The 24,074-nt window shown below is 69.5% G+C and carries 26 protein-coding genes; 16 read left to right on the forward strand and 10 right to left on the reverse strand.

The window, feature by feature from the left end; genetic code table 11:
• From QAA18_RS00670 to QAA18_RS00690, 5 genes are all read left to right on the forward strand, one after another.
• The coding region (locus tag QAA18_RS00670; protein WP_279410238.1) for a hypothetical protein at nucleotides 1-407 on the forward strand (407 nt) is incomplete at its 5' end.
• Nucleotides 404-1,219 carry an NADPH-dependent 7-cyano-7-deazaguanine reductase QueF gene (gene queF / locus QAA18_RS00675; protein WP_279410239.1) on the forward strand — a complete coding sequence of 272 codons (816 nt, stop codon included), beginning with the start codon at nucleotides 404-406 and terminating at the stop codon, nucleotides 1,217-1,219. The genes QAA18_RS00670 and queF, both read left to right, overlap by 4 nt.
• A 77-nt stretch (nucleotides 1,220-1,296) precedes the next feature.
• Nucleotides 1,297-1,542, forward strand: coding sequence for a LysM peptidoglycan-binding domain-containing protein (locus tag QAA18_RS00680; protein ID WP_279410242.1), 246 nt, complete (start codon nucleotides 1,297-1,299; stop codon nucleotides 1,540-1,542).
• A 35-nt stretch (nucleotides 1,543-1,577) separates the two neighbouring features.
• Nucleotides 1,578-2,066, forward strand: a complete 489-nt coding sequence (locus QAA18_RS00685; RefSeq protein WP_279410243.1) for a hypothetical protein — start codon at nucleotides 1,578-1,580, stop codon at nucleotides 2,064-2,066.
• A gap of 52 nt (nucleotides 2,067-2,118) precedes the next feature.
• Nucleotides 2,119-4,311: an NADP-dependent isocitrate dehydrogenase gene (locus QAA18_RS00690; RefSeq protein WP_279410245.1), complete on the forward strand. Its 2,193-nt coding sequence runs from the start codon at nucleotides 2,119-2,121 to the stop codon at nucleotides 4,309-4,311.
• A 15-nt stretch (nucleotides 4,312-4,326) separates the two neighbouring features.
• Here the strand turns inward: QAA18_RS00690 and QAA18_RS00695 are convergent, their stop codons facing one another.
• Nucleotides 4,327-4,533 (reverse strand): hypothetical protein, encoded by a 207-nt coding sequence (locus QAA18_RS00695; RefSeq protein WP_279410246.1) that lies wholly within the window; start codon nucleotides 4,531-4,533, stop codon nucleotides 4,327-4,329.
• A 108-nt stretch (nucleotides 4,534-4,641) separates the two neighbouring features.
• On the opposite strand from QAA18_RS00695, the gene QAA18_RS00700 reads away from it, so the two are divergent.
• The 3 genes from QAA18_RS00700 to QAA18_RS00710 all read left to right on the forward strand — a co-directional run bounded on the left by QAA18_RS00700 (nucleotide 4,642) and on the right by QAA18_RS00710 (nucleotide 7,293).
• Nucleotides 4,642-5,550 carry a LysR substrate-binding domain-containing protein gene (locus QAA18_RS00700; protein ID WP_279410248.1) on the forward strand — a complete coding sequence of 303 codons (909 nt, stop codon included), beginning with the start codon at nucleotides 4,642-4,644 and terminating at the stop codon, nucleotides 5,548-5,550.
• Nucleotides 5,551-5,557: 7 nt separating this feature from the next.
• Entirely contained in the window at nucleotides 5,558-6,106 is a 549-nt protein-coding gene (locus QAA18_RS00705) for a pseudouridine synthase (protein WP_279410249.1), read from the forward strand.
• 62 nt (nucleotides 6,107-6,168) lie between these two features.
• Nucleotides 6,169-7,293, forward strand: coding sequence for a hybrid sensor histidine kinase/response regulator (locus QAA18_RS00710; RefSeq protein WP_279410250.1), 1,125 nt, complete (start codon nucleotides 6,169-6,171; stop codon nucleotides 7,291-7,293).
• Here the strand turns inward: QAA18_RS00710 and QAA18_RS00715 are convergent.
• The gene (locus tag QAA18_RS00715; protein WP_279410251.1) at nucleotides 7,253-7,537 is read right to left on the reverse strand and encodes a hypothetical protein; all 285 of its coding nucleotides are present in this window, start codon (nucleotides 7,535-7,537) and stop codon (nucleotides 7,253-7,255) included. The genes QAA18_RS00710 and QAA18_RS00715 overlap by 41 nt on opposite strands.
• Before the next feature lie 87 nt (nucleotides 7,538-7,624).
• Nucleotides 7,625-10,129: an ATP-dependent helicase HrpB gene (gene hrpB / locus QAA18_RS00720; RefSeq protein WP_279410252.1), complete on the reverse strand. Its 2,505-nt coding sequence runs from the start codon at nucleotides 10,127-10,129 to the stop codon at nucleotides 7,625-7,627.
• Between the two features lie 20 nt (nucleotides 10,130-10,149).
• On the opposite strand from hrpB, the gene QAA18_RS00725 reads away from it, so the two are divergent.
• On the forward strand, nucleotides 10,150-10,938 hold the full coding sequence (locus tag QAA18_RS00725) for a TatD family hydrolase (RefSeq protein WP_279410254.1): 789 nt from the start codon (nucleotides 10,150-10,152) through the stop codon (nucleotides 10,936-10,938).
• 27 nt (nucleotides 10,939-10,965) lie between these two features.
• On the opposite strand, the gene QAA18_RS00730 is transcribed toward QAA18_RS00725, so the two are convergent.
• On the reverse strand, nucleotides 10,966-11,772 hold the full coding sequence (locus tag QAA18_RS00730; RefSeq protein ID WP_279410256.1) for an ABC transporter permease: 807 nt from the start codon (nucleotides 11,770-11,772) through the stop codon (nucleotides 10,966-10,968).
• Entirely contained in the window at nucleotides 11,769-12,728 is a 960-nt protein-coding gene (locus QAA18_RS00735; protein ID WP_279410257.1) for an ABC transporter ATP-binding protein, read from the reverse strand. Before QAA18_RS00735 ends, QAA18_RS00730 begins: the two co-directional genes overlap by 4 nt.
• A gap of 114 nt (nucleotides 12,729-12,842) precedes the next feature.
• Here QAA18_RS00735 and QAA18_RS00740 point away from each other — a divergent pair, with 114 nt between their 5' ends.
• From QAA18_RS00740 to QAA18_RS00765, 6 genes are all read left to right on the forward strand, one after another.
• The gene (locus QAA18_RS00740) at nucleotides 12,843-13,535 is read left to right on the forward strand and encodes a ferredoxin--NADP reductase (RefSeq protein ID WP_279410329.1); all 693 of its coding nucleotides are present in this window, start codon (nucleotides 12,843-12,845) and stop codon (nucleotides 13,533-13,535) included.
• Between the two features lie 72 nt (nucleotides 13,536-13,607).
• A complete protein-coding gene (locus QAA18_RS00745) occupies nucleotides 13,608-14,030 on the forward strand; it encodes a hypothetical protein (protein ID WP_279410258.1) in 423 nt (140 codons plus the stop codon).
• A 5-nt stretch (nucleotides 14,031-14,035) separates the two neighbouring features.
• A complete protein-coding gene (locus QAA18_RS00750; RefSeq protein WP_279410259.1) occupies nucleotides 14,036-14,233 on the forward strand; it encodes a helix-turn-helix transcriptional regulator in 198 nt (65 codons plus the stop codon).
• A gap of 39 nt (nucleotides 14,234-14,272) precedes the next feature.
• Complete coding sequence (locus QAA18_RS00755) at nucleotides 14,273-15,817, forward strand: alpha/beta fold hydrolase (RefSeq protein ID WP_279410261.1); 1,545 nt, start codon at nucleotides 14,273-14,275, stop codon at nucleotides 15,815-15,817.
• A gap of 4 nt (nucleotides 15,818-15,821) precedes the next feature.
• Nucleotides 15,822-16,583, forward strand: a complete 762-nt coding sequence (locus QAA18_RS00760; RefSeq protein WP_279410262.1) for an ATP-binding cassette domain-containing protein — start codon at nucleotides 15,822-15,824, stop codon at nucleotides 16,581-16,583.
• Nucleotides 16,559-17,749 carry an ABC transporter permease gene (locus QAA18_RS00765; RefSeq protein ID WP_279410330.1) on the forward strand — a complete coding sequence of 397 codons (1,191 nt, stop codon included), beginning with the start codon at nucleotides 16,559-16,561 and terminating at the stop codon, nucleotides 17,747-17,749. Before QAA18_RS00760 ends, QAA18_RS00765 begins: the two co-directional genes overlap by 25 nt.
• Before the next feature lie 50 nt (nucleotides 17,750-17,799).
• Here QAA18_RS00765 and QAA18_RS00770 read toward each other — a convergent pair whose 3' ends face one another.
• From QAA18_RS00770 to rpmH, 5 genes are all read right to left on the reverse strand, one after another.
• Nucleotides 17,800-18,813, reverse strand: coding sequence for an energy transducer TonB (locus QAA18_RS00770; protein WP_279410264.1), 1,014 nt, complete (start codon nucleotides 18,811-18,813; stop codon nucleotides 17,800-17,802).
• A gap of 100 nt (nucleotides 18,814-18,913) precedes the next feature.
• The gene (gene mnmE, locus QAA18_RS00775; protein WP_279410266.1) at nucleotides 18,914-20,290 is read right to left on the reverse strand and encodes a tRNA uridine-5-carboxymethylaminomethyl(34) synthesis GTPase MnmE; all 1,377 of its coding nucleotides are present in this window, start codon (nucleotides 20,288-20,290) and stop codon (nucleotides 18,914-18,916) included.
• On the reverse strand, nucleotides 20,265-21,974 hold the full coding sequence (gene yidC, locus QAA18_RS00780; protein ID WP_279410267.1) for a membrane protein insertase YidC: 1,710 nt from the start codon (nucleotides 21,972-21,974) through the stop codon (nucleotides 20,265-20,267). The genes mnmE and yidC overlap by 26 nt, the downstream gene beginning before the upstream one ends.
• Before the next feature lie 36 nt (nucleotides 21,975-22,010).
• Nucleotides 22,011-22,409: a ribonuclease P protein component gene (gene rnpA, locus QAA18_RS00785; protein WP_279410269.1), complete on the reverse strand. Its 399-nt coding sequence runs from the start codon at nucleotides 22,407-22,409 to the stop codon at nucleotides 22,011-22,013.
• Nucleotides 22,410-22,437: 28 nt separating this feature from the next.
• A complete protein-coding gene (rpmH, locus tag QAA18_RS00790; protein WP_031374044.1) occupies nucleotides 22,438-22,578 on the reverse strand; it encodes a 50S ribosomal protein L34 in 141 nt (46 codons plus the stop codon).
• 93 nt (nucleotides 22,579-22,671) lie between these two features.
• Here rpmH and dnaA point away from each other — a divergent pair, with 93 nt between their 5' ends.
• Nucleotides 22,672-24,009, forward strand: a complete 1,338-nt coding sequence (dnaA, locus tag QAA18_RS00795) for a chromosomal replication initiator protein DnaA (protein ID WP_279410274.1) — start codon at nucleotides 22,672-22,674, stop codon at nucleotides 24,007-24,009.
• Nucleotides 24,010-24,074 lie beyond the last annotated feature (65 nt).

A 24,074-nucleotide genomic window follows, 5' to 3' on the forward strand; every position in this document is an offset into this window, starting at 1 on the left:
CCGCGCCCGAACCCGCCGCGGAAGCCCCCGCCGCCGCGCAGGCGCCGGCCGAACCGGTCGAGCCGCCGGTCGAACAGATCGCCGAGCCGACCACGGTCGCCGCCGACGCGGTCATCGTCGGCAGCGCCCTGGGCCCGGACCAGGCGGCCACCGCCCCCAAACCTTCCTACACCACCGCCGACACGGTCTACGCCTCGGCCTCGTCGGCCGGGCGCGCGGGCGCGATCGCCCGGGTCTACTGGACCTGGCAGGACGGCACCTCGCACAAGGAAGAGGAGAAGCCGGTCGACGGCGACGTGGTCAGCTTCGGCTTCTCCCAGGCCGACGGCATGCGCGCCGGCGCCTACAACGTCCAGATCGACATCGACGACGTGCCGGTCGGCATCGCCGACTTCCAGGTGCAATGACCAGCGACCTGCCCCTCGGGCGCCACGTCGAGTACCCCCGAGACTACGACGCTTCGTTGCTGTTCCCGATTCCGCGCGTGCACGGCCGCGCGGAACTGGGCCTGTCCGACACCGATGCCCTGCCCTTCACCGGCGCCGACCGCTGGCACGCCTATGAAGTGTCGTGGCTCGATGCGCGCGGCAAGCCGGTGGTGGCGACGCTGACCTTCAGTGTGCCCGCCGAGTCGCCGCGGCTGGTGGAATCCAAGTCGCTGAAGCTCTACCTCAACTCGTTCAACGCCACGCGCTTCGCCGACGCGGCCGAAGTGCGCGCGCGCATCGCCGTCGACCTGTCGCTGGCCGCGGGCGGCAAGGTCGAGGTGGCCGACGGACTGCCGCCACCGGCACCGGGCGACGATGCGGGCTTCCTGCTCGATACGCTCGACGTGGACATCGACGACTACGGCCCGCCCAACCCGGCGCACCTGCATGCCGACGCCGGCGACATCGCCGACGAAGTGCTGCGTTCGCACCTGCTCAAGTCCAACTGCCCGGTCACCGGCCAGCCGGACTGGGCCAGCGTGCGCATCGCCTATCGCGGTCCGCGCATCGATCGCGCCGGGTTGCTGCGCTACCTGGTCTCGTTCCGCGACCACGCCGAGTTCCACGAGCAGTGCGTGGAGCGCATCTTCACCGACCTGCGCGCGCGTTGCGGCGTGGAATCGCTGGCGGTCGAGGCGCGCTACACGCGGCGCGGCGGCCTGGACATCAATCCGTGGCGCACCACCGCCGACCGCGCGCCGCCGCGGGCATTCCGCGACCTGCGCCAATAGGCCATTCAGCTCCGACATCCCGCCTTCACGCATGCGATGCGAGCCTGCCTGCACCCCACGGCGCAGGAGCCCATACCATGGCGACACAGAAGCCCGACTTCTCCAACGTGCAGGGCAACGTCGACACCGTTCCGGCCGGAACCCGCGACGACGCCCGCACCTACACGGTGCTCAAGGGCGACACGCTTTCGGCGATCGCGCAGAAGCACTACGGCAAGGCCAGCCGCTGGAACGCGATCTACGAAGCCAATCGCGACCAGCTCGACGACCCCGACCTGATCAAGCCGGGCCAGGTGCTGAAGCTGCCTTCGCTCGACGACTGACCCTTCGCTTCCCTTCCCCCAAAGGAGAAACCCCCATGAAGCGCAACATCCCCAGCATGACCCTGCTTGCCGCGGGCCTGGCCGCGGCCGTCGCCCTGGCGGGCTGCAAGAAGGACGAGCCGGTGCTCGATCCGAACGCCGGCACCACGCCGCCGATGAACGAACCGGCCGGCCCGTCGACGCCCGAACCCGTCGCCCCGGCGGCAATGACCGTCACCACCGTCGACCTGGGCACCGAAGTCGGCGAGGACACCCGCATTACCGTCCCGGCCCGCAGCTTTTCCGGCACCGACACCATCCACGCCTCGGTCGCTACCGACGGCAACGTCGGCGGCAACCTGACCGCGACCTGGACCTACGAGGACGGCCAGGTCGTCGACACCCAGGACAAGGTCGTCCCCGCCGGCGCCCAGACCACCGACTTCAGCATCAGCAAGCCCGACGGCGGGCCGGCCGGCCAGTACAAGCAGGAGATCTCCTCCGGCGGCATGGTGGTGCAGACGCGCGAGTTCACCATCCAGTAGGGATCCGTCCGCAGGCAATACAATGGTGGGCCCGCAATCCGGCGAGCCCACCATGTCCGACGCCCCGACGATCCTCTACACCCTCACCGACGAAGCGCCCGCCCTGGCGACCCGTTCGCTGCTGCCGATCGTGTCGGCCTACGCGGCCACCGCCGGGATCGCGGTGGAGACGCGGGACATCTCGCTGTCGGGCCGGATGCTGGCGCAGGTCCCCGAATTGCTGGACGAAGCGCACCGCGTGCCGGACGACCTGGCCGAGCTTGGCCGCCTGGCGACCACGCCGGAAGCCAACATCATCAAGCTGCCCAACATCAGCGCCTCGCAGCCGCAGCTCGAGGCCGCGGTCGCCGAGTTGCAGGCGAAGGGTTATCCGGTGCCCGGCGCCGACGACCCGCGCTACGGCAAGGTCAAGGGCAGTGCGGTCAACCCGGTGCTGCGCGAGGGCAACTCCGACCGCCGCGCGCCGGCCTCGGTCAAGGCCTATGCGCGCAAGCATCCGCACCGCATGGGCAAGTGGAGCGCCGATTCGAAGTCGCACGTGGCGCACATGGCCGGCGACGACTTCTACGGCAGCGAGCAGTCGCTGACCATGCCCGCCGCCGGCAAGGTGCGGATCGAGCTCGCCGCCGCCGACGGTTCGGTGACCATGCTCAAGGGCGACCTCGCGCTGCAGGCCGGCGAGGTGATCGATTCGGCGGTGATGCGCACCGCGTCGCTGGCGAAGTTCATCGCCGGCCAGATCGAGGACGCGAAGGCACAGGGCGTGCTGTTCTCGCTGCACCTCAAGGCGACGATGATGAAGGTCTCCGACCCGATCATGTTCGGTGTCGCCGTCAACGAGTTCTACCGGCCGGTGCTGGACAGGCACGCCGACGCGCTGCGCAGCATCGGCTTCAACGCCGACAACGGCATCGGCGACCTCTACGCCAACCTCGACAAGCTGCCGGAAGCCGACGCCGCACGGATCCGCGCGGACATCGACGCGCTGTACGCGCAGCGCCCGGGCGTGGCGATGGTCAATTCGGACAAGGGCATCACCAACCTGCACGTGCCCAGCGACGTGATCGTCGACGCCTCGATGCCGGCGATGATCCGCGACAGCGGGCGCATGTGGAACGCGCGCGGCGAGCTCCAGGACACCAAGGCGGTGATCCCGGACCGCTGCTACGCAGGCATCTACCAGGCGGTGATCGACGACTGCAAGGCCAACGGCGCGTTCGACCCGGCGACCATGGGCAGCGTGCCCAACGTCGGCCTGATGGCGCAGAAGGCCGAGGAATACGGCTCGCACGACAAGACCTTCCGCGTCGCCGCCGACGGCGTCGTGCGCGTGGTCGACGCCGACGGCAAGGTGCTGATGGAACACCAGGTCGCGGCCGGCGACATCTGGCGCATGTGCCAGACCAAGGACGCACCCGTCCAGGACTGGGTGAAGCTCGCGGTCAATCGCGCGCGGCTGTCGAATACGCCGGCGGTGTTCTGGCTGGATCCGGCGCGTGCGCACGACGCGCAGCTGGTCGCCAAGGTCGAGCGTTATCTCAAGGACCATGACACGAGCAGCCTCGACATCAGGATCATGTCGCCGGCCGAGGCGATGAAGTTCTCGCTGGCGCGCATCCGCCAGGGCCAGGACACGATCTCGGTGACCGGCAACGTGTTGCGCGATTACCTCACCGACCTGTTCCCGATCATGGAGCTGGGCACCAGCGCCAAGATGCTGTCGATCGTGCCGCTGATGGCAGGCGGCGGCCTGTTCGAAACCGGCGCCGGCGGCAGCGCGCCCAAGCACGTGCAGCAGTTCGTGCAGGAGAACTACCTGCGCTGGGATTCGCTGGGAGAATTCCTGGCCCTGGCCGCCTCGCTCGAGCACCTGGCCGACACCACCGGCAATACGCGCGCGCGGGTGCTGGCCGATGCCCTGGACCGGGCCAACGCCATGTTCCTGGACAACGACAAGTCCCCCAGCCGCAAGCTCGGCGGCATCGACAATCGCGGCAGCCATTTCTACCTGGCCATGTACTGGGCGCAGGCGCTGGCCGCGCAGGACGAGGATGCCGCGTTGAAGGCACGCTTCGCCCCGCTGGCGGAGACGTTGGCGGCGAACGAGGAGAAGATCGTCGCCGAACTCGTCGCCGTGCAGGGCAAGCCGGTGGACATCGGCGGCTACTACCGCCCCGACGAGGCGAAGATGGCAGCGGCGATGCGTCCCAGCGCGACCTTCAACGCCGCCCTCGCCGCACTCTGACCGGCGCGGCCGCGGTCAGCGGAAGGGCGACAGCGCCGTCGCCCCGCAGACCGTGGCGATCGCGCCGCGGCGGCAGACCGCAGCCGCTTCGCCACGCTGCCGGGGTCCACGCCCCGGCTCCCGCTCCTGCCCGGAGGGCTCCGGCGCGCCTGCCAGCGAGCGGGCGAGTTCCGGCTGCACGACGTGGCCGTGGAGGAACAGCAATTCGGTGTAGATGCTCATGTCCGGCTCCCGAACGACTTGAGGGACGTACAACTTAGGCGCATAGTCAGCGCTGAAAAAGCGACACTTTCTCAACATTGACTTGAACTGATTTCATATCACCCAGGCATGAGCCGCCCGCCCCTGCACGCCCTCGAAGGCTTCGTCACCGCCGCCCGGCTGGGCAGCCTGTCGCGCGCGGCCGAATCGCTGAACCTGACCACCAGCGCGCTCAGCCACCAGATGCGCACGCTCGAGTCGCGGCTCGGCCAGCAGCTGCTGGTGCGCAAGCCCCGCGGCGTCGAGCTCACCCCGGACGGGCGCCAGCTGCTGGAACGCATCGCCCCGCACCTGGATGCGATCGGCAGCGCCCTGCGGCCGTTCGCCGCGCGCCACGACGACCGCCTGGCGATCAGCGTGACGCCGTCGATGGCCTCGGCCTGGCTGGTGCCGCGGCTGGCCGGCTTCCTGGCTGCGCATCCGAGCATCGAGATCAGCCTGCAGTCGACCGAGGCGCTGGTCGATTTCAGCCGCGAGACCCAGGTCGTCGCCGCGCTGCGGATCGGCCTCGGGCAGTGGCCCGGGGTGATGTCCGAGCACCTGTTCGACGAACTCCTGGTGCCGATGGCGAGCCCGGCGCTGGTCGCGCGCATGGGCGGCACGAACGCGCCGGCGCTCCACGAGTGGCCATTGCTCGGCGATCCGGACGGCCAGTGGGACCGTTGGTTCGACGCTTTCGGCGGGAGGCCGCCGGCACGCTACGTGGCGGTGTTCGACGACTCCGAATCGCACCATCGCGCCGCGCTCGACGGCGTTGGCGTCGCCCTGGGCCGGGTCACGCGCGCGCGACTGCTGCTCGACTCCGGGCAACTGGTGGCACTGACCAGCCAGCGCATGAAGGCGATGTACTCGCACTGGCTGGTCTATCCGCAGGGCGCGGCCACGCACCGCGGCCTGCAGGCCTTCCGTACCTGGCTGCTGGCGCAGGCCGCCGAACACGCCAGCCACACCCGGCAGGAAGCCGGCGCCACCGCCTAGGTCCGCCATGCTGATCGCCTTCAACAAACCCTACGGCGTGCTTTGCCAGTTCACCGATCGCAGCGCGACGCCGCGCCCGACGCTGGCCGGCTTCGGCCTGCCGCCGAGTGTGTATCCCGCCGGTCGCCTGGATTTCGATTCCGAAGGCCTGTTGCTGCTCACCGACGACGGCGCGCTCGCGCACCGGCTCACCGACCCGCGCCACAAGCTGGAGAAGACCTACTGGGTGCAGGTCGAGGGCGATCCGGGTGAGGAGCAATTGGCCGCACTGCGCGGCGGCGTCGAACTGCGCGACGGAATGACACGTCGGGCCCGGGCCAGGCGCATCGATGCACCGGCACTATGGCCGCGCGACCAGCCGGTGCGGTTCCGCAAGACGGTGCCCGATGCCTGGCTCGAGCTCGCGATCAGCGAAGGGCGCAACCGCCAGGTGCGGCGCATGACCGCAGCGGTGGGCCTGCCCACCCTGCGCCTGGTGCGGGTCGCGGTCGGTGCACATGGCCTCGACGGCATGGCGCCCGGCCAATGGCGGCACGCGGGGACGGGGCCAGACTGAACCGTTCACGCCGTTTTTGCAGATGTGAACAGGCGTCCACACGATTCTGCTAACTTGCCCGGATGCCTCCCGCGACGCTCGCTGGCGCCACCCCGCAAGGCTCGATCCTGGTCGTCGACGACCAGCCCGCCAACCTGCGCGCAGTCAGTGCCTTGCTCACCCGGCACGGCTACGACGTGCGCACCGCGGGGCATGGCGAGGAAGCGCTGCAGATGGCGACGGCGCAGGTTCCGGACCTGCTGCTGCTGGACATGATGATGCCGGGCATGGACGGCTTCGAGCTGCTCGCCCACGTCAAGGAGCATGCCGAACTGCGCAAGCTCCCGGCCATCTTCCTCACTGCCGCGCAGGACCGCGACATGCTGCTGCGCGCGTTCGAGGCCGGCGCGGTCGACTATGTCACCAAGCCCTTCATCCCCGAGGAGCTGCTGGCGCGGGTGACCGCGCACATCGGCCTCAAGCTCACCCGCGACCGGCTCGAACGCGTCGCGCACCAGCGCCAGGAACTGGTCAACCTGGTCGCACACGACCTGAAGAACCCGCTCAGCAGCGTGCTGTTCGCCAGCGACGTGCTGCGCAATGCCGGCTGCAAGCCCGAACGCGTGCCGCGCTACCTGGAGATGATCCACGAAAGCGTCGGCGACGCGCTGGGCTATATCCGCCGCTACCTGGAAACCCAGGCACATCGGGCCAGCGGGCAGAAGCCGGCGTCGGCCACCACCACGCTCAACGAAGTGCTCGAGTGGCTGGTGCAGCGCTACGAGCTGCAACTGGAAAGTCGCGGCCTGCGCATGCAGCTGTCGATGCCTGCAGTGCGCTGCCATGTGGCCATCGATGGCCTCGTGCTGCGCCAGGTGGCGGAGAACCTGGTCAACAACGCGATGAAGTACGCGCCGGGCAGCGCCATCGAGCTTTCGATCCGCAGCAGTGCGCCCGGCTTCTGGCAACTGTTGGTGGAGGATCGCGGCCCGGGCGTCTCCCCGGTGCGCCAGCACCAGCTGTTCAAGCCGTTCACGCGCCTGACCGACACCGATCCGGCCGACGGGCTGTCCAGCGGACTGGGCCTGTCGCTGGCCAAGCAGATCCTGTCCGGCTACGAAGGCAACCTGTGGTACGAGGATCGCGAGGGCGGCGGTGCCCGTTTCGTCATCGAGTTGCCGGCTGCTTCGGAGCCCGACGCGCCCTGACCCGACGCGTCTTGGTGTCCGCAGCTTCCTCTGCCTCCCGCTTTTTCCTGTGGTGGCGCGCGGCCAGGTAGAGCAATCCCGCGCCGGCCACCGCCGCGACGGCGACGGCGGGATTGCGTCGCACGAAACGCGTGGCGATCTTGCCGCCGGTCTGCAGCGCGGCCAGCGCGGCGCCGGTTTCCACCCATTTGAGCTGCTTCAGTTGCGCGGCGCGCGAAGGGAGCGTGGCCAGCAGGTTGTTCATGGTCGTGTTCCTTGCCGATTCCGGGGGAAGTGTCGGAGGCGCCGCGTTTGCGGCGCGTGTACGCGGGCAGCGGCGAACGACCGCGGTTCAGGTGCCGCGTGGCTTGGCGCGGTGCGTCGCCGTCGCCGACCACGGGTCTTCCGGCCATGGGTGCCTGGGATAGCGGCCCTTCATTTCCTTGCGCACCTCCGGCCAGGTCCGTTCCCAGAAACCGCGCAGGTCGCGCGTGACCTGCAACGGGCGACCGGCCGGCGACAGCAGGTGCAGGACCAGGGGCACGCGTCCGTCGGCAATGCGTGGGGTGTCGGCGAGTCCGAACAGCTCCTGCAGCTTGACCGCAAGCACCGGCGGCTGCGGCGTGCCGTCGGCTTCCAGCGCGTAGTCGATGCGCCGTTCCATGCCCGACGGCACGATGATGCGCACCGGGACCAGGCGATCCACCTGTTGCCGCAGGTTCCAGTCGAGCAGGTGGTGCAATGCGTCGGAAAGCTCTCCGGCATCGAGCGCATCGAGCCTGCTCTTGCCGGCGAAGGCGGGACGCAGCCATTGGTCGAGGCTGGAGAGCAACGCTTCATCGGACAGGTCCGGTAATCCGTTCGCCATCTCCGGCATCCACTCGCGCAGGCTGGCGACGCGCGCGCGCCACTGCCGCAGCGGTTCGCTCCACGGCAGCACGTCCAGGCCGAGGTCGCGGATCGCATCGGTCACTGCCGCGGCAGCCTTGTCCGGGTCCACGCGCCCGACCGGGCGTGCATCCAGCACGATGCCATCGAAGCGGCGTTCGCGCTGCGCCACCAGCGCGCGCCGATCCGGATCCCAGCGCACGTGGTCGGCTTCGCTGAAGCGCCGCGGGAAGTCCGCCTGCAGCCGCACTTCGTCCAGTGGCGCGCCGCGCAGCACCAGCGCGTCGCGCGCCTCGAAGCGCAGCTCGCTGGCGACGATCCACGGTTCGCCATGCAGGGCGCTGTCGTCGAACAGGCGTGCCATGCGCCCGTTGGCGAGCTGGTAGCGCTTGGGATCGGTGGCATGGCGGTGGCCGATGCGATCGGGAAAGGCGTGCAGCAAAAGATCGCCGAGCAGGTGCGGCGGCGCCGATGCCGGCGGCGGCGTTTCGACGCGCAGCCGTCGTCGCCATTGCTTCGCCGCGGCATCGATCGCGGCCAGCGCCGCGCGCGATGCATTGGCGTCCGTGCGCCCCGCACGGAATGCGGCCAGGGCCTGCCAGCGATGGGCGACGGCGTCAGAACGTGCTCCGCCCCGCGCCTGCAGCGGATCGCGCGCTTCCAGCAGCGCCGCCAGGTCGCAGGCCAGCGCGCGTTCGCCTGCTTCGTTCGGCGCGAGCAGCAATGCGCCGATGCGCGGATGGGTGCCGAGCGCGAGCATGCGCTGGCCCAGTGGCGTGATCCTGCCGTCCTGCAGGGCGCCGAGCCGGTGCAGCAGGTCGTGCGCGGCGGCGAACGCGCCAGGCGGCGGCGGATCGACGAAGCGCAGGTCGTCGTTGCCCCAGGCGGCCAGTTCCAGCGCCAGGGCCGAAAGTTCGACCTGCATGATTTCGGCGCGCCGCTGCGGTTCCAGGCGTTGCGACTGCGGCCACAGGCGGTAGGCCCAACCTTCGGCAACACGACCGGCGCGGCCGGAACGCTGGTCGGCGGAGGCCTGCGAAATGGCCACGATGTCGAGGCGGGAAAAACCCGAGTTCGGATCGAAGCGCGGTTCTCGCGCCAGTCCGCTGTCGACCACCACGCGCACGCCGGGCAGGGTCACGCTGGACTCGGCGACGTTGGTCGCCAGGACCACGCGGCGGCGGCCATCCCCGGCAGGTTGCAGCACGCGCGCCTGCTGCTCCACCGGCAGCTCGCCGTGCAACGCGAGCACCTCGACGCCATCCATGGCCTCCAGTCCGGCTTGCACGCGCGCGATCTCGCGCTGCCCCGGCAGGAACACCAGCACGTCGCCGGGGTGGCGTTCCAGTGCGTGCACCACTGCGCGCTTCACCTGCGGCTCCAACGCCTCGTCGCGGCGTGCCGGGAAGTGCACGGTTTCCACGTGGAAACTTCGCCCCGCGCTCGACAACCGCGGCGCATCCAGGAAGCGTGCCAGGCGCTCGCCATCCAGCGTGGCCGACATCAACACGATGCGCAGGTCCTCGCGCAGCGAGGCCTGCACGTCCAGCGCCAGCGCCAGGCCGAGGTCGGCGGCCAGGTGGCGTTCGTGGAACTCGTCGAACAGCAGCGCCCCGACGCCTTCCAGCGAGGGGTCGTCCTGCAGCATGCGCGTCAGGATGCCTTCGGTGACGACCTCGATCCGGGTGCGCGCGGACACCCGGCTCTCGAAACGGATGCGGTATCCGACCGTTTCGCCCGCTTCCTCGCCAAGCTGCCGCGCCATGAAGCCTGCGGCGGCGCGCGCCGCCACCCGGCGCGGCTCCAGCATCACGATCCGGCGGCCCTGCAGCCACGGCGCGTCCAGCAGCGCCAGCGGCACCTGCGTGGTCTTGCCCGCGCCCGGCGGCGCCTCCAGGACCAGCCGCGGATGCCGCGCCAGCGAGGCCCTGATCTCCGGCAGCAGTTCCGCAATGGGCATCGAATCCATCCACGAAGGATAATCGCCGGATGGACCTCATCGATATCGGCGCCAACCTCACCCACGACAGCTTCGACCACGACCGCGACGCAGTGCTCCAGCGCGCACGCGAGGCCGGCGTGGCGAGGATGGTGGTCACCGGCGCCAGCCGCGAGCATTCGCCGAAGGCGCTGGCCCTGGCCCGGGCGCATCCGGGCGTGCTGTACGCCACCGCCGGCGTGCACCCGCACCACGCCGTGGAGTACACCGAGGAATGCGATGCGGAGATGCGCGCGCTGCACGCGCATCCGGAAGTGGTGGCGGTGGGCGAAACCGGCCTGGACTACTTCCGCGACTTCTCGCCGCGTCCCGCGCAGCGCCGTGCCTTCGAGCGCCAGCTGGAGATCGGCGCGGCGACCGGCAAGCCGCTGTTCCTGCACCAGCGCGACGCGCACGACGACTTCATGGCGGTGATGCGCCAGTTCGAAGGCAGGCTTGGGCCGGCGGTGGTGCACTGCTTCACCGGCACCCGCGAGGAACTGTTCGACTACCTCGACCAGGACTGGCACATCGGCATCACCGGCTGGCTGTGCGACGAGCGCCGCGGCCAGCACCTGCGCGAACTCGTGCGCAGCATCCCCGCCAACCGGCTGATGGTGGAAACCGACGCGCCCTACCTGCTGCCGCGAACGGTGCGGCCGCAGCCTTCGCACCGGCGCAACGAGCCGATGTACCTGGCGCACATCGTCGAGGAGCTGGCCCGGGACCGCGGCGAGGACGTGGCGACGACGGCGGCCACGACCACGGCCACGGCGATTGATTTCTTCCGGTTGCGCTGAGGCGCCCGATCGCGGCTTCCGCCGCTCCTACGAGCGCAGGCCCACGCCGCGGCGCAGCAACCACAGGCTCAGCACGGTCAGTGCCAGGACGAAGGCCAGCATCAGTGCGTAGGCTACCCACAACGGCACGTCGCTGACACCGAGCAGGCCGTAACGGAACGCGTTGACCATGTAGAAGATCGGATTGGCGTGGGTCGCGGCCTCGGCCCAGCCGGGCAGCAGCCGGATCGAGTAGAACACGCCGCCCAGGTAGGTCAGCGGGGTCAGGATGAACACCGGCACGATCGCCACGTCGTCGAACTTCTTGGCGAACACGGCGTTGACGAAGCCGGCCAGGGAAAAGATCGTCGCGCCCAGCAGCACCGTGGATGCGGTCACCAGTGGATGCGGAATGCGCACCTCCGTGAACAGCATCGCGATCAGCAGCACGATCACGCCCACCATCAGGCCGCGCAGCACGGCGCCGGCGACGTAGCCGCCGAGGATCACCCAGTGCGGCATCGGGCTGACCAGCAGCTCCTCGACATGGCGGCCGAACTTGGCCCCGAAGAAGCTCGACGAGATGTTGCCGTAGCTGTTCTGGATCACGCTCATCATCACCAGGCCGGGGACGATGAAATCCATGTAGCTGATGCCGTCCATCTTGCCCACGCGCGAACCGATCAGGCCGCCGAAGATCAGGAAGTACAGCGTCATCGTGATCGCAGGCGGAATCAGCGTCTGCGTCCAGATGCGCAGGATGCGCGCGACTTCGCGCCGGGCGATGGTGCCCAGGGCGGTCCAGTTGCGGCTGGCGACGGTGCGGCTGGCCAGTTCGGTGGCGGCGGCGCTCATGGCGTGGCTCCCGGCCGTGCGCCGTCGCCGGTCAGGCGCACGAACAGTTCCTCGAGGCGGTTGGACTTGTTGCGCATCGAGCGGACCCGGATCCCCGCGTCGCCGAGCTGCGCGAACACGTGGGTCAGGTCGTGCGCTCGCGGCATCTCCAGGTCGATGGTGTGGCCGTCGTGCGCCGACAGTTCCGCGCCCTCGATCCGCGGCAGTTGCGCCGGCAGCTCGCCTTCGACGTCGAGCAGGAAGCCTTCCACGTCGAGCTTGGCCAGCAGCGAGCGCATCGGCCCCTGCTCGACGATGGTGCCCTTGTCGATGATCGCGAGGTTGCGGCACAGGTTCTCCGCTTCCTCGAGGTAGTGCGTGGTAAGGATGATGGTGGTCCCGGCGGCGTTGATCTCGCGCAGCGTCTTCCACATGCCGCGGCGGATCTCGATGTCGACGCCGGCGGTTGGCTCGTCGAGGATCAGCAGGCGCGGCCTGGTCATCATCGCCCGCGCGATCATGAGCCTGCGCTTCATGCCGCCCGACAGCGTGCGCGCCATCTTGTCGGCCTTGTCCCACAGCTGCGCGGCCTTGAGTTCCTGCTCGGCGCGCGCCTGCGCCTCGCGCCGCGGGATGCCGTAGAACCCGGCGTAGTTGACCAGGATGTCGCGCGGGTTCTCGAACATGTTGAAGTTGAGTTCCTGCGGCACCAGGCCGAGCAGGCGCATCGCCGCGTCGCGCTCGCGGGCGATGTCGACGCCGAACACGCGCACGTCGCCGGCGCTCTTGTTCACCAGCGAGGTGACGATGCCGATCAGGGTCGACTTGCCGGCGCCGTTGGGCCCGAGCATGGCGAAAAAGTCGCCAGGGGCCACTTCCAGGGAAACGCCCTTGAGCGCCTCCACGCCGTTGTCGTAGGTCTTGCGCAGGTCGCGCACCTGCAAGGCGGGTGCGTCGCGGGGGGTCGGGGGAAGCATGCCGGTAGTATAGGCAACCCGCGTCCGGGCTCCGGCCGCCTCCCCCTGAAACTCTCTGTCCCAAATCCCGCCTTGGCCATCGTCCAGTTCCCGCTCAAGCTCGTGTCGCGCCGCATGCTGGCGCCGACCGTCGCCCACCTGGGCTTCGCCCGCGCCGATGGCCAGCCGTTCGCGTTCGTCCCGGGGCAGTTCCTGCAGGTCCATTTCCACTACGGCGACGGCACGCCGACCAAGCGCTCGTACTCGCTGGCAGGGCCGGCGGGGACGATCGAGATCGCGGTCAGCTACGTTGCCGGCGGCGCCGCCACCGCGCTGTTCGAAGGCCTGGAGATCGGCGACACCATCGACGCCAGCGGTCCGTACGGCCGGTTCTGCCTGTTGCCCGGCGATGAAAACCGCCGTTACCTGCTGGTGGCCACCGGCACCGGCGTCACCCCGTACCGCGCGATGCTGCCGCAGATCGAGGCGCTGATCGCCGAACGGGACGTGCAGGTGGCGCTCCTGCAGGGCGCACGATCGCCCGCCGAGCTGCTGTACGGCGAGGAGTTCCGCGCCTTCGCCGACGCCCATCCCGGGAATTTCCGCTACCTGCCCTGCCTGTCGCGGGAGCTGCCGCCGCAGCCGCACCCGGACGTGCGCCGCGGTTACGTGCAGCAGTTCCTGGCCGAGTGCGCGCCGGATCCGGCCTCCGACATCGCCTACCTGTGCGGAAACCCGAACATGGTCGACGCCAGTTTCGAGGCGCTCAAGGACGCCGGGCTGGAAGTCCGCCAGATCCGCCGGGAGAAGTACGTCAGCAGCAAGTAGTGTCAAGCACGCTTGACAGGCGGCCACGGCTGCCCCAGACTCCTGTCAAGCTTACTTGACAGGTCTCGACCGATGTTCCGCAAGATGAGTTGCGATTCCGCCACCCCGGGCCTGCGCCGCCGCTACCTGCGCGAGTTCGTGCCGGCGATGGTCGGCTACGTGGTGTTGCTGATCGTGTCGATGCTGCTGCTCAAGCACGTCGAGGACCACGCACTGCGGGCGGTGATCGCGCTGCTGCCGGTAGTGCCGATCGCGCTGACGCTGCGCGCCATCGTCCGCTACATCCGCGATGCGGACGAACTGCAGCGCCGGATCGAGCTGGAGGCAGTGAGCCTGGCGACTGCACTGGTCTCGCTGGTTTACATGGCTGGCGGCTTCCTGCAGCTGGCCAAGGTCATCGACATTCCCTCGGGCGTGGCCATGATCTGGGTGTTCCCGCTGCTGTGCGCGACCTATGGCCTGCTCAAGGCCGTGGTCGCCCGCCGGTTCCGGTAGGCGCCGTGCATAGCCGCGTCCGCGAACTGCGCGAGCGCTTCGGCTGGTCGCAGGGCGAGCTGGCCGAGCGCCTGGACGTCTCGCGCCAGACCGTCAATGCGATCGAGACCGGCAAGTACGACCCCAGCCTGCCGCTCGCCTTCCGCCTGGCGCGCCTGTTCGGCGAACCGATCGAGGCGATCTTCCTTCCCGACGAGGCGTAAACCCGCCTCTCCCGTCCAACCGCAGAAAGGATCCTGCCGATGTCCCGCAAAACCAGGTTCATCCTCGCGCTAGTAGTGCTTGCCGGCCTGCTCGGCTATCGCTACTGGCGCGACCACCGGGCGCCAGCCGCCGCCGCGGAGCCCGCGGCATCCACGCCCGCCGCGGAAGTGCCGGCGGCGCCACCGCGCATGTACGGTCGCATCGCCTTCACCCCGTGCACGCTCGCGCCGCAGTTCGGTGCGGCCAGCGTCGAGGCGCAATGCGGCAGCTACGAGGTGGCCGAGGACCCGGCGCGTCCGGACGGCCGCAGGATCACGCTCAACATCGCCTGGATCGCGCCGGACGAGGACGCCGAAGTGGCGCCCGACCCCGTGTTCCTGCTCGCCGGCGGCCCCGGCCAGTCCGCGACCGAGGTGTATCCGCAGCTCGCACCCGCGTTCCGCGAAGTGCTCAGGCACCGCAACGTGGTGCTGCTGGACCAGCGCGGCACCGGCAAGTCCAACCCTCTGAAGTGCGAGGGCGGCGAGGACCTGCCGTTCGACGCGGGACTCGAGGCGGTGCGCGCCGAAACCGCACGTTGCCGCGACACGCTGTCGAAGTCCGCCGACCTGCGTTTCTACACGACCACCGACGCGGTGCGCGACCTCGATGAAGTGCGCGAGGCGCTCGGCGTGGCGCAGCTCAACCTGCTGGGCGTCTCCTACGGCACGCGCGTCGCCCAGCAGTACGCGATGCGCCATCCCGACTCCACCCGCGCGCTCGTGCTCGACTCGGTGGCGCCCAACACGTTGATCCTGGGCAACGAGTTCGCGGCCAACCTGGAACATGCGCTCGACCTGCAGTTCGATCGCTGCGAACAGTCCCCGCAGTGCGTCGAGGCCGTCGGCCATCCGCGGGCGCAGCTCGATGCGCTGATGGCCAGGCTGCGCAGCGAGCCGCCGATGGTGCGTTATCGCGACGCCGCCACCGGCGAATCGAAGGAGGAGCCGCTCACCGCCGATGCCGTGGCCGGCGTGATGCGCATGTACGCCTACATGCCGCTGATGTCCTCGGTGCTGCCGCTGCAGCTGCATGAAGCCGCGCAGGGCCGCTACGACGGCCTGATGGCGCTGGCCCGCATGCTCGGCGACAGCGTCGCCGGGCAGATGGCGATGGGCATGCAGCTGTCGGTGGTCTGCAGCGAGGACGCCTTCGGATTGCAGGCCGACCCGGCCCAGGAGGGCACGCTGCTGGGCAACCAGTTCTCCGACTTCATCGGCGCGCAGTGCGAGCTGTGGCCCAGGGGCGGAATGCCGGACGACTTCCACGAGCCGCTGCGCAGCGACGTGCCGGCGATCGTCCTGCAGGGTGAACTCGACCCGGTCACGCCCCCGCGCTACGGCGAGGAGGTCGTGGAAACGCTGCCCACCGCGCGCCTCTTCGTGCTGCGCGGCCAGGGCCACAACGTGGTCGGCGCCGGCTGCATGCCGACGCTGGTGGCGCAGTTCCTCGACACCACCGACGCGGCCGCGCTCGACGGCGAATGCCTGGACGACCTGGGCTACGTGCCGCCGTTCACCTCGTTCAACGGCTGGGAGCCCTGAACTCATGATCATTGCAGAACACCTGCGCAAGACCTTCCCCGGCAAGGGCAAGGGCAAGGACAAGACCCGCGTGGTCGCCGTCGACGATGTCGGCTTCGAGGCCCGCGACGGCGAGATCACGGGACTGCTCGGCCCCAATGGCGCCGGCAAGACCACCACGCTGCGGATGCTGTACACCCTGATGCGGCCCGAGAGCGGGCGCGTGCTGGTCGACGGCAAGGACGTGGCCAGCGAACCGGAAGCGGCCCGGCGCGCCCTGGGCGTGCTGCCCGATGCGCGCGGCGTGTACAAGCGCCTGACCGCGCGCGAGAACATCCGCTACTTCGGCGAACTGCACGGCATGTCGCCGCAACTCATCGAGGAACGCACGCAACGGCTGGCCGCCGCGCTGCAGATGGAGGATTTCCTCGATCGCCAGACCGAGGGCTTCAGCCAAGGCCAGCGCACCAAGACCGCGATCGCGCGCGCCCTGGTGCACGACCCGCGCAACGTCATCCTCGACGAGCCGACCAACGGCCTGGACGTGATGACCACCCGCGGGTTGCGCGAGTTCCTGCGCCAGCTGCGCGGCGAAGGACGCTGCGTGATCTTCTCCAGCCACATCATGCAGGAGGTCGCCGCCCTCTGCGATCGCATCGTCGTGGTCGCCCACGGCCGCGTGGTCGCCCAGGGCCGCGCCGACGCGCTGCGCGAGCAGGCCGGAATGGCCCACCTCGAGGACGCATTCGTCCAGCTCATCGGATCGGAAGAAGGACTGCAGGCCTGAGCGCGCTGTTGATCGTGTGGAAGAAGGAACTGACCGAGTTCGTGCGCGACCGGCGCACGTTCGCGCTGACGCTGCTGTTTGGCCCGCTGCTCGCACCGCTGCTGTTCATGGGCCTGACCAGCCTGGGCGAAAGCAAGGCCAGGGAGCAGATGGAGAAGCCGCTGCAGGTCGCCATCGTCGGCGCCGAGCATGCGCCGAACCTGGTGACGTGGCTGGCCGGACAGGGCATCGAGCGCAAGGAAGTGGCCGACCCCGAGGCCGCCGTGCGCGCGCAGGAAGACGATGCCTACCTGAGCATCGATGGCGACTTCGCCGAGGACTGGCGTGCGGGCAAGCCGGCGGTGGTGGAGATCGTGCACGACTCGACCCGGCGCGATTCCGGCATCCCGGTGCGGCGCCTGGAACGGGCGCTGGAGCTCTACGGCCAGCAGATGGGTGCGTTGCGCCTGCTCGCGCGCGGGATCAACCCGTCGGTGGCTTCGCCGATGGCGGTGTCGCGCAAGGACATCTCCACGCCCGAGGCCCGCGGTGCAGGCCTCGCGGCAATGATGCTGCCGTACCTGCTGATCATGTTCGCCTTCCTCGGCAGCATGCCTCTGGTGGTCGACGCTACCGCCGGCGAACGCGAGCGCCAGTCGCTGGAACCGCTGCTGGCCACGCCGGCACGGCGCGGCGCGATCGTCAGCGGCAAGTTCGCCGCCTGCTGCCTGGTCGGCATGGTCGCGTTGCTGCTGACCCTGCTCGCGTTCAAGGTCGGTGCGCGGTTCTCGCCCGGCATCGGCGGGCAGATGGCGGTGGACTGGAACGCGATGGCGCTGCTGATGCTGGTGCTGTTGCCGATGGTGTTCCTCGGCGCGACCCTGCTGACCTGGATCGCGTCGGCGGCCAAGTCGGTGAAGGAAGCGCAGAGCTACACCAGCGTGCTGGTGCTGTTGCCGATGATCCCGACCATGCTGCTGATGATCAGCCCGGTGAAGAACCAGCTGTGGATGTTCGCGGTGCCGTTCCTGGCGCAGAACCAGATGCTGCTGAAGGTGATCCGCAGCGAGGCGATCAGCGCCGAGCAGTGGACGGTGTACCTGCTGGCCGGGTTCGGACTTGCGGCGCTGCTGTGGGTGGCGGCGGTGGGGAGGTACCGGCAGGAGAGGCTGGCGGTGTCCAGCTGACAAAAAAGGCCCGGCGATTGCCGGGCCTTTTGCTTTCCGGGTGCCGCTGCTCAGTCCGTCGGACGGAACTGGAAGGTGCGGCGGGTGGTGACCGGCGAGGAGACCGGCTGGAAACGCCAGCGGTTCACCGCCTGCAGCGCTTCGCGGTCGAACACGCGCGGCGGATCGGCATTGACCACGCGGGCGTTGGACACGGTGCCGTCGACGTCGACCGTGAACTCGACCTCGACGCTGCCGGCGCGGCGGCGGCGCTGCGCTTCACGCGGATAGTCCGGGCCCGGGGTGCTGATCGGACGCAACTGTGTGGTCACGCGCGGTGCGGGCGGCGGAGTGACCGGTGCCGGCGCGGCAGGCTGGGTCGTTGCCGGGGCCGGACGCTGCGCGGCGGCCTGCTGGGCGGCGGCCTGGCGGGCGGCGGCGGCGCGGCGCTCGGCTTCCTGCTGCTGCGCGAAAGCTTCAGCGGCGGCCTTCTGCTGCGCCTGCTGGTCGGCGATGCGCTGCTTCTCCAGCTCCGCCTGGCGCAACGCAGCCGCGGCGGCGTCGGCCTTCTCTTCCTCGGCGCGCTTGGCAACCGCGGTCTCGGCATTGGCGATGGCGGTCTTGAGGCGCGGCAGCGCCGGCGCCTTGTCGTCGGTCTTCTCCATCAACGCGTAAAGGCGCTTGGCCTCGACGATGTCCTCGCGGCCGATGCTCTGCTCGGTGGCGATGAGGATGTAGGGCATCAGGTCGGTAAGCGCGCTGGAGACCGCCGGATCACTGGGTTCCTTCTCGCGCAGCGCCAGGTAGTACTCCATGGCGTTGTCGCCTTCGGGCGCGTACAGCCGTTGCTGGCGCAGCGCCTGGCCGGCGGCTTCGCGCAGCTGGTCGACGTTCATCGCCCCGACCTTTTCCGCGGCAGCGGCCTGGGGCGCTGCCTGCTCCGTGGTTGGCGCCGCCCCCGCGGCCGCCTCGGGCGCGTCGGCGCCCTGTTCTTTCTTGCACCCCGCGAATGCGAGGGTGACCACTACCAGGGCCGCGACCCGGATCAGGGCCGGGCGTGCCGTGAAGGCTGTCGCAAAATACATCGGAAAGCTCCCCTTGCCGTGCTGTGCGCGCACGTCCCTCTAGGACGCGACATGGTGGCCGATTTGTCAACTCCTTGTGAAGGGTGAATGGCCCCGGAAACTACTTTCCGATGCAGAAAGTAGAGAAAATGTGACCCAGTAGCGCATCCGGAACGACACGGCCGGTCACCTCCCCGAGGGCGTCGTGTGCGCAACGCAGCCCCTCCGCGGCCAGGTCCAGGGTGCCGCCGGCCAAGGCCTGGCGCGCCTCGGCCAGGTGCCCGGCCGCCCGCCCCAGGGCCTCGACCTGGCGGGCCCGGGCGCTGAAGGTGCCCTCCCCGCTGCCCGCGTCCGCCCCGGCGAGGTCGCGCAGGGCGGCGTGCAGCCGGTCCAGTCCCGCCCCGGTCAGGGCCGACACCCGGAGGGGATCCGCCCCGGTGCCGATTCCGGCCCCCTGGCCGTCCCCGGCCAGGTCGATCTTGTTGTGCAGCCACAGGATCCGCGGCACCGCCGCCACGGCGTCGGCCTGGCCGGCACGGCCGGCGGCCGGCTCGCGGGCGTCGAGGACGACGATGGCCAGGTCGGCACGCGCCAGCTCGGCGCGGGCGCGGCGCATGCCTTCGCGCTCGATCGCGTCGCCGCCTTCGCGCAGGCCCGCCGTGTCCACGAGCACCAGTTCGACGCCGTCGCTGCGGATGGTTTCGGTGAGCAGGTCGCGGGTGGTGCCGGCAACGTCGGTGACGATGGCGCGATCGCTGCCGGCCAATGCATTCAGCAGCGAACTCTTGCCGGCGTTGGGCGGGCCGACGATCACCGCGTGCAAGCCGTCGCGCAGCTTGCGGCCGCGCTCGGCGTCGGCGACCAGTGCATCCAGCGATCCGCCGATGCCGGCGAGTGCGGCGGCGACGGCTTCCGCACCCAGCGTGTCCAGCGGTTCGTCGGCGAAGTCGATGGCGGCTTCCACCTGCACGCGCACGCGCAGGAGCGCGTCGGCGAGCGTGTCCACGCGGCGCGAGAACTCGCCGTCGAGGGAACGCCGCGCTGCGCGGGCGGCGCGCTCGTCGCCGGCGGCGATCAGGTCGGCAACGGCTTCGGCCTGGGCCAGGTCGAGGCGGCCGTTGCGGAAGGCACGCTCGCTGAACTCGCCGGGGCGCGCCAAACGTGCGCCGAGTTCGCAACAGCGCGCGAGGAGTTCGCGCAACACCACGGGGCTGCCGTGCGCCTGCAGTTCGACCACGTCCTCGCCGGTGTAGCTGCGCGGGGCGTCGAAACGCAGCGCGATGCCGTCGTCGATGGTCTGGCCGGAAGCATCGCGGAACCGTACATGGTGGGCGTGGCGCGCGCGCAGCCCGGTGGCGCACAGCGCGTGCGCGACGTCATGGCTGCGCGGTCCGGACAGGCGCACGATGCCGACGCCGCCGTGGCCGGCCGGCGTGGCGATCGCGGCGATGGTGTCGCCCGCCGCGATGGCGTCAGGACTTGGCGGGCGACTCGCCATACTTGCGCAGCATCCACCACTGCTGCAGCAGGCCGAGGCTGCCGTTGGTGACCCAGTACAGGACCAGGCCCGCCGGGAAGAAGGCGAACATCACGCCCATCGCCACCGGCATGTACTGCATCATCTTGCGCTGCATCGGATCGGCGATCGGCGTCGGCGTCAGCTTCTGGGTCGCGAACATCACCACGATGTTGATCGCCGGCAGGATGAAGTACGGGTCCGGGGCGGTGAGGTTCTGGATCCAGCCGATCCACGGCGCGTGGCGCAGTTCCACCGCTTCCAGCAGCGTCCAGTACAGGGCGAGGAAGACCGGCATCTGCACCAGCAGCGGCAGGCAGCCGCCGACCGGATTGACCTTCTCCTTCTTGTACAGCTCCATCATCGCCATCTGGAACTTCTGCTTGTCGTCCCCGTAGCGTTCCTTGAGCTGTTCGATGCGCGGCTGGAACTTGCGCATCTTCGCCGCGGATTTGTACTGCGCCGCCGACAGCGGGAACATCAGCGCCTTGATGATCACGACAAGGCCGATGATCGCCCAGCCCCAGTTGCCGAACACGCCGTGCAGGAACGACAGCACCCAGAACAGTAACCCGGCGAGCCAGGCCATCACGTTGTAGCTGCTGAAGTCGACCGCGCGCTCCAGACCGGGGACCTGCTGCGATTCGATCTGTCCGACCAGCTTGGGGCCAACCCAGAGACGCGCACTGGTGGCGGCGGTTCCGCCAGGCGCGACGTGCACGCCCGGGCCCACTTCGCGTACCAGCGCCTGCTGCTGGCCGCCCGCACCACGCGGCGAGGAGATCGAGAACCGGCTTTCGTCGGTCGCGCCGGGAATCCACGCGGCGAAGAAATGATGCTGCAGCATCGCGATCCAGCCGCCTGTCGCGGCCTTTTCCATCGGGCCGTCGTCGATGAAGTCGTCGAACTTGCGCTTCTCGAACTTGTCGGTCGCGGTGAACCACGCCGCGCCATGGAAGCTGTACGACTCCGGCTTGGTGAAGCCGGTCTCGATCACCGGCGGCACGCGCACGAGCTGGCGGTAGACGTAACCCACCCAGGGCTGGCTGCCGCCGTTGGCGACCTCGTCGCGCACCTGCACCGCGTAGTGGCCGCGGGTGAAGGTGTAGGTGCGACGGATGGTGATGCCGTCGGCACCCGTCCACTGGAACGGCACCTCCACGGCCTCGGCGCCATCGGCCAGCGTCAGGTTCCGCTGCGTGCCAACGGGCAGGAAGCTGGCGTCATGGCTCGGCGCGGCACCGGTGTTGCTGACCCAGCCGCTCTGCGCCTGGAAGAAGTTGGCTGCGTCGGACGCGAACAGGCGCATCGGTTCGCTGCCCGGTTCGGTGGTCTGCGGATAGGCGAGCAGGTCCGCCTGGCGGACGTTGCCGCCGTCCAGCACGACGCGCAGCACGTCGGTGGTGACCGTGACCGTCGGCCTCTCGGCGACGGCCTGCGTCGGCGCCGACATGCCGGCGACCGGCGTGGCGGATGCCGACGCGACATCCGGAACGCTTTCCCTGGCGATGGTGGGGACGGTGCTGTCGCCACCATCGACCGCGGCGGGAACGGCACCTTCGACGACGGGGTTGGCGGGTGCGGCGTTGTCGCGCGACCACGCCATGAACAACATGGTCGCCACCGCCAGCCAGGCGAAGATCAGGAAGGTGCGGGTCTGGTTCATGGAATGCCGTACGGAATAAGGGGAGTCGACGCGAAGTCAGCCGGTCATTGTGCCGGGCTCATCATGGGGGGGCAACGCGCCGGCGCGCTGCAACAGTGCGACGAACGCCGCGCGAAGTTCCGCATTCGGCAGGTCGGCGGCGGGCCGACGCGCGACCACGACGTATGCGCCGCCGGCCAGTTCGCCGCGCAGGTGGCGGAACTGTTCGCGCAGGTTGCGCTTGATGCGGTTGCGGCCGACCGCATGCGGGTCGACCTTGCGCGAAACCGCCAGGCCCAGGCGCGGCGGCTGCGCGTCGCGCAACCAGTGCAGGCTCATGACCGGGCTGGACGTGCGCCGGCCGCCATCGAACACGCGGCCGAAATCCGCGCTCGCCCGGATCCGGGCAGCGCGGGGAAACTTGCTTGGGGTTGCCGTGACGGCAGCAGCAGTCATCACTGGCCGGCTATGCGGCCGGCGATGATCAGGCGCAGAGGCGCTTGCGACCCTTGGCGCGACGACGGGCAAGGATCTTGCGGCCATCGGCGGTCGCCATGCGGGCACGGAAGCCGTGGTCGCGCTTGCGCTTGAGGTTGCTGGGCTGGTAGGTGCGCTTGGTGGCCATGACGGACTCGTGCGGTCAAGCAGGGGCGGAAAGAACTGGAAATGATAGCGGCCGCCCCCCGCTCGGGTCAACCGCGCGGCTATACTTATCCACATGGATGCCTGGCCCCGCTGTCTCGAGCGCCTCGAAGCCGAATTTCCGGCCGAAGAGGTGCATACCTGGCTCAAACCGCTGCAAGCCAGCCTGCGCGACGACGGCTACGTGCTGTACGCGCCAAATGCCTTCGTGATGGACGAGGTCCGGGCCCGTTACCTGGGCCGGATCCGCGAGCTGCTGGCCCATTTTGCCGGCAGCGGCGAGGTCAGCCTGGAGATCGGCGCCCTGCGCCGGGCCCCTGCCCCCGTGCCCTCCTCGGCCAGCGCCGCGGCGGCCGCGATCGCCCAGGCCGACGACAGCTTCCAGGGCCACCTGGACAGCCACTACACCTTCGAGAACTTCGTCGAGGGCCGCAGCAACCAGCTCGGCCGTGCCGCCGCCTGGCAGGCCGCGCAGCAGCCCGGCGACCGCGCCCACAACCCGCTGCTGCTGTACGGCGGCACCGGCCTTGGCAAGACCCACCTGATGTTCGCCGCCGGCAACGCCATGCGCGCCAACAAGCCGGGCATGCGGGTGATGTACATGCGCTCGGAGCAGTTCATGAGCGCTTTCACCAAGGCGTTGTACGACAAGACCAGTGGCGGCATGGAGGCGTTCAAGCGCCAGTTCCAGGGCATCGATGCGCTGTTGATCGACGACATTCAATTTTTCGCCGGCAAGGATCGCACCCAGGAAGAGTTCTTCCACACCTTCAACGCGCTGTTCGACGGCAAGCAGCAGATCATCCTGACCTGCGACCGCTACCCGCGCGAGGTCGAAGGCCTGGAGCCGCGGCTGAAATCGCGCCTGGGATGGGGCCTTTCGGTCGCCATCGATCCGCCGGACTTCGAGACGCGCGCGCAGATCGTGCTGTCCAAGGCCAGCGAGCGCGGCACGGTGATCCCGGAGGACGTGGCGTTCCTGATCGCCAAGAAGATGCGCTCGAACGTGCGCGACCTGGAAGGCGCCCTCAACACGCTGGCGGCACGGGCCAACTTCACCGGTCGGGCCATCACCCAGGAGTTCGCCCAGGAAACCCTGCGCGACCTGCTGCGGGCACAGCAGCAGTCGATCGGCATCGCCAATATCCAGAAGGTCGTGGCAGACTACTACGGCCTGCAGATCAAGGACTTGTTGTCGAAGCGGCGGACCCGTTCGCTGGCCCGGCCGCGCCAGATGGCGATGGCGCTGGCCAAGGAGCTGACCGAACACAGCCTGCCCGAAATCGGCGACGCCTTTGCCGGCCGCGACCACACCACGGTGCTGCACGCCTGTCGCCAGGTGAAGCACCTGCTGGAGACGGACGGCAAGTTGCGGGAGGATTGGGAAAAGCTCATCCGCAAGCTCAGCGAGTGAACGGATGAGGGTGGTGGACGGAGGGCAGTGGAAGGTGTGGGGAGAAGCTGTGGACAAACCGGGCC

The organism is Luteimonas sp. 8-5, from assembly GCF_029763755.1.
In the GTDB taxonomy this organism is placed as follows: Bacteria; Pseudomonadota; Gammaproteobacteria; order Xanthomonadales; family Xanthomonadaceae; genus Cognatiluteimonas.

Coding starts and splice junctions, on each gene's coding strand:
- QAA18_RS00725 (WP_279410254.1), top strand. CDS start 10,150: ATGGACCTCATCGATATCGGCGCCAACCTCACCCACGACAGCTTCGAC.
- mnmE (WP_279410266.1), bottom strand. CDS start 20,290: ATGGCGAGTCGCCCGCCAAGTCCTGACGCCATCGCGGCGGGCGACACC.
- QAA18_RS00680 (WP_279410242.1), top strand. CDS start 1,297: ATGGCGACACAGAAGCCCGACTTCTCCAACGTGCAGGGCAACGTCGAC.
- QAA18_RS00705 (WP_279410249.1), top strand. CDS start 5,558: ATGCTGATCGCCTTCAACAAACCCTACGGCGTGCTTTGCCAGTTCACC.
- hrpB (WP_279410252.1), bottom strand. CDS start 10,129: ATGGATTCGATGCCCATTGCGGAACTGCTGCCGGAGATCAGGGCCTCG.
- QAA18_RS00715 (WP_279410251.1), bottom strand. CDS start 7,537: ATGAACAACCTGCTGGCCACGCTCCCTTCGCGCGCCGCGCAACTGAAG.
- QAA18_RS00700 (WP_279410248.1), top strand. CDS start 4,642: ATGAGCCGCCCGCCCCTGCACGCCCTCGAAGGCTTCGTCACCGCCGCC.
- yidC (WP_279410267.1), bottom strand. CDS start 21,974: ATGAACCAGACCCGCACCTTCCTGATCTTCGCCTGGCTGGCGGTGGCG.
- QAA18_RS00770 (WP_279410264.1), bottom strand. CDS start 18,813: ATGTATTTTGCGACAGCCTTCACGGCACGCCCGGCCCTGATCCGGGTC.
- QAA18_RS00710 (WP_279410250.1), top strand. CDS start 6,169: ATGCCTCCCGCGACGCTCGCTGGCGCCACCCCGCAAGGCTCGATCCTG.
- rpmH (WP_031374044.1), bottom strand. CDS start 22,578: ATGGCCACCAAGCGCACCTACCAGCCCAGCAACCTCAAGCGCAAGCGC.
- rnpA (WP_279410269.1), bottom strand. CDS start 22,409: ATGACTGCTGCTGCCGTCACGGCAACCCCAAGCAAGTTTCCCCGCGCT.
- QAA18_RS00695 (WP_279410246.1), bottom strand. CDS start 4,533: ATGAGCATCTACACCGAATTGCTGTTCCTCCACGGCCACGTCGTGCAG.
- QAA18_RS00760 (WP_279410262.1), top strand. CDS start 15,822: ATGATCATTGCAGAACACCTGCGCAAGACCTTCCCCGGCAAGGGCAAG.
- dnaA (WP_279410274.1), top strand. CDS start 22,672: ATGGATGCCTGGCCCCGCTGTCTCGAGCGCCTCGAAGCCGAATTTCCG.
- QAA18_RS00740 (WP_279410329.1), top strand. CDS start 12,843: ATGCTGGCGCCGACCGTCGCCCACCTGGGCTTCGCCCGCGCCGATGGC.
- QAA18_RS00690 (WP_279410245.1), top strand. CDS start 2,119: ATGTCCGACGCCCCGACGATCCTCTACACCCTCACCGACGAAGCGCCC.
- QAA18_RS00735 (WP_279410257.1), bottom strand. CDS start 12,728: ATGCTTCCCCCGACCCCCCGCGACGCACCCGCCTTGCAGGTGCGCGAC.
- QAA18_RS00730 (WP_279410256.1), bottom strand. CDS start 11,772: ATGAGCGCCGCCGCCACCGAACTGGCCAGCCGCACCGTCGCCAGCCGC.
- QAA18_RS00685 (WP_279410243.1), top strand. CDS start 1,578: ATGAAGCGCAACATCCCCAGCATGACCCTGCTTGCCGCGGGCCTGGCC.
- queF (WP_279410239.1), top strand. CDS start 404: ATGACCAGCGACCTGCCCCTCGGGCGCCACGTCGAGTACCCCCGAGAC.
- QAA18_RS00755 (WP_279410261.1), top strand. CDS start 14,273: ATGTCCCGCAAAACCAGGTTCATCCTCGCGCTAGTAGTGCTTGCCGGC.
- QAA18_RS00745 (WP_279410258.1), top strand. CDS start 13,608: ATGTTCCGCAAGATGAGTTGCGATTCCGCCACCCCGGGCCTGCGCCGC.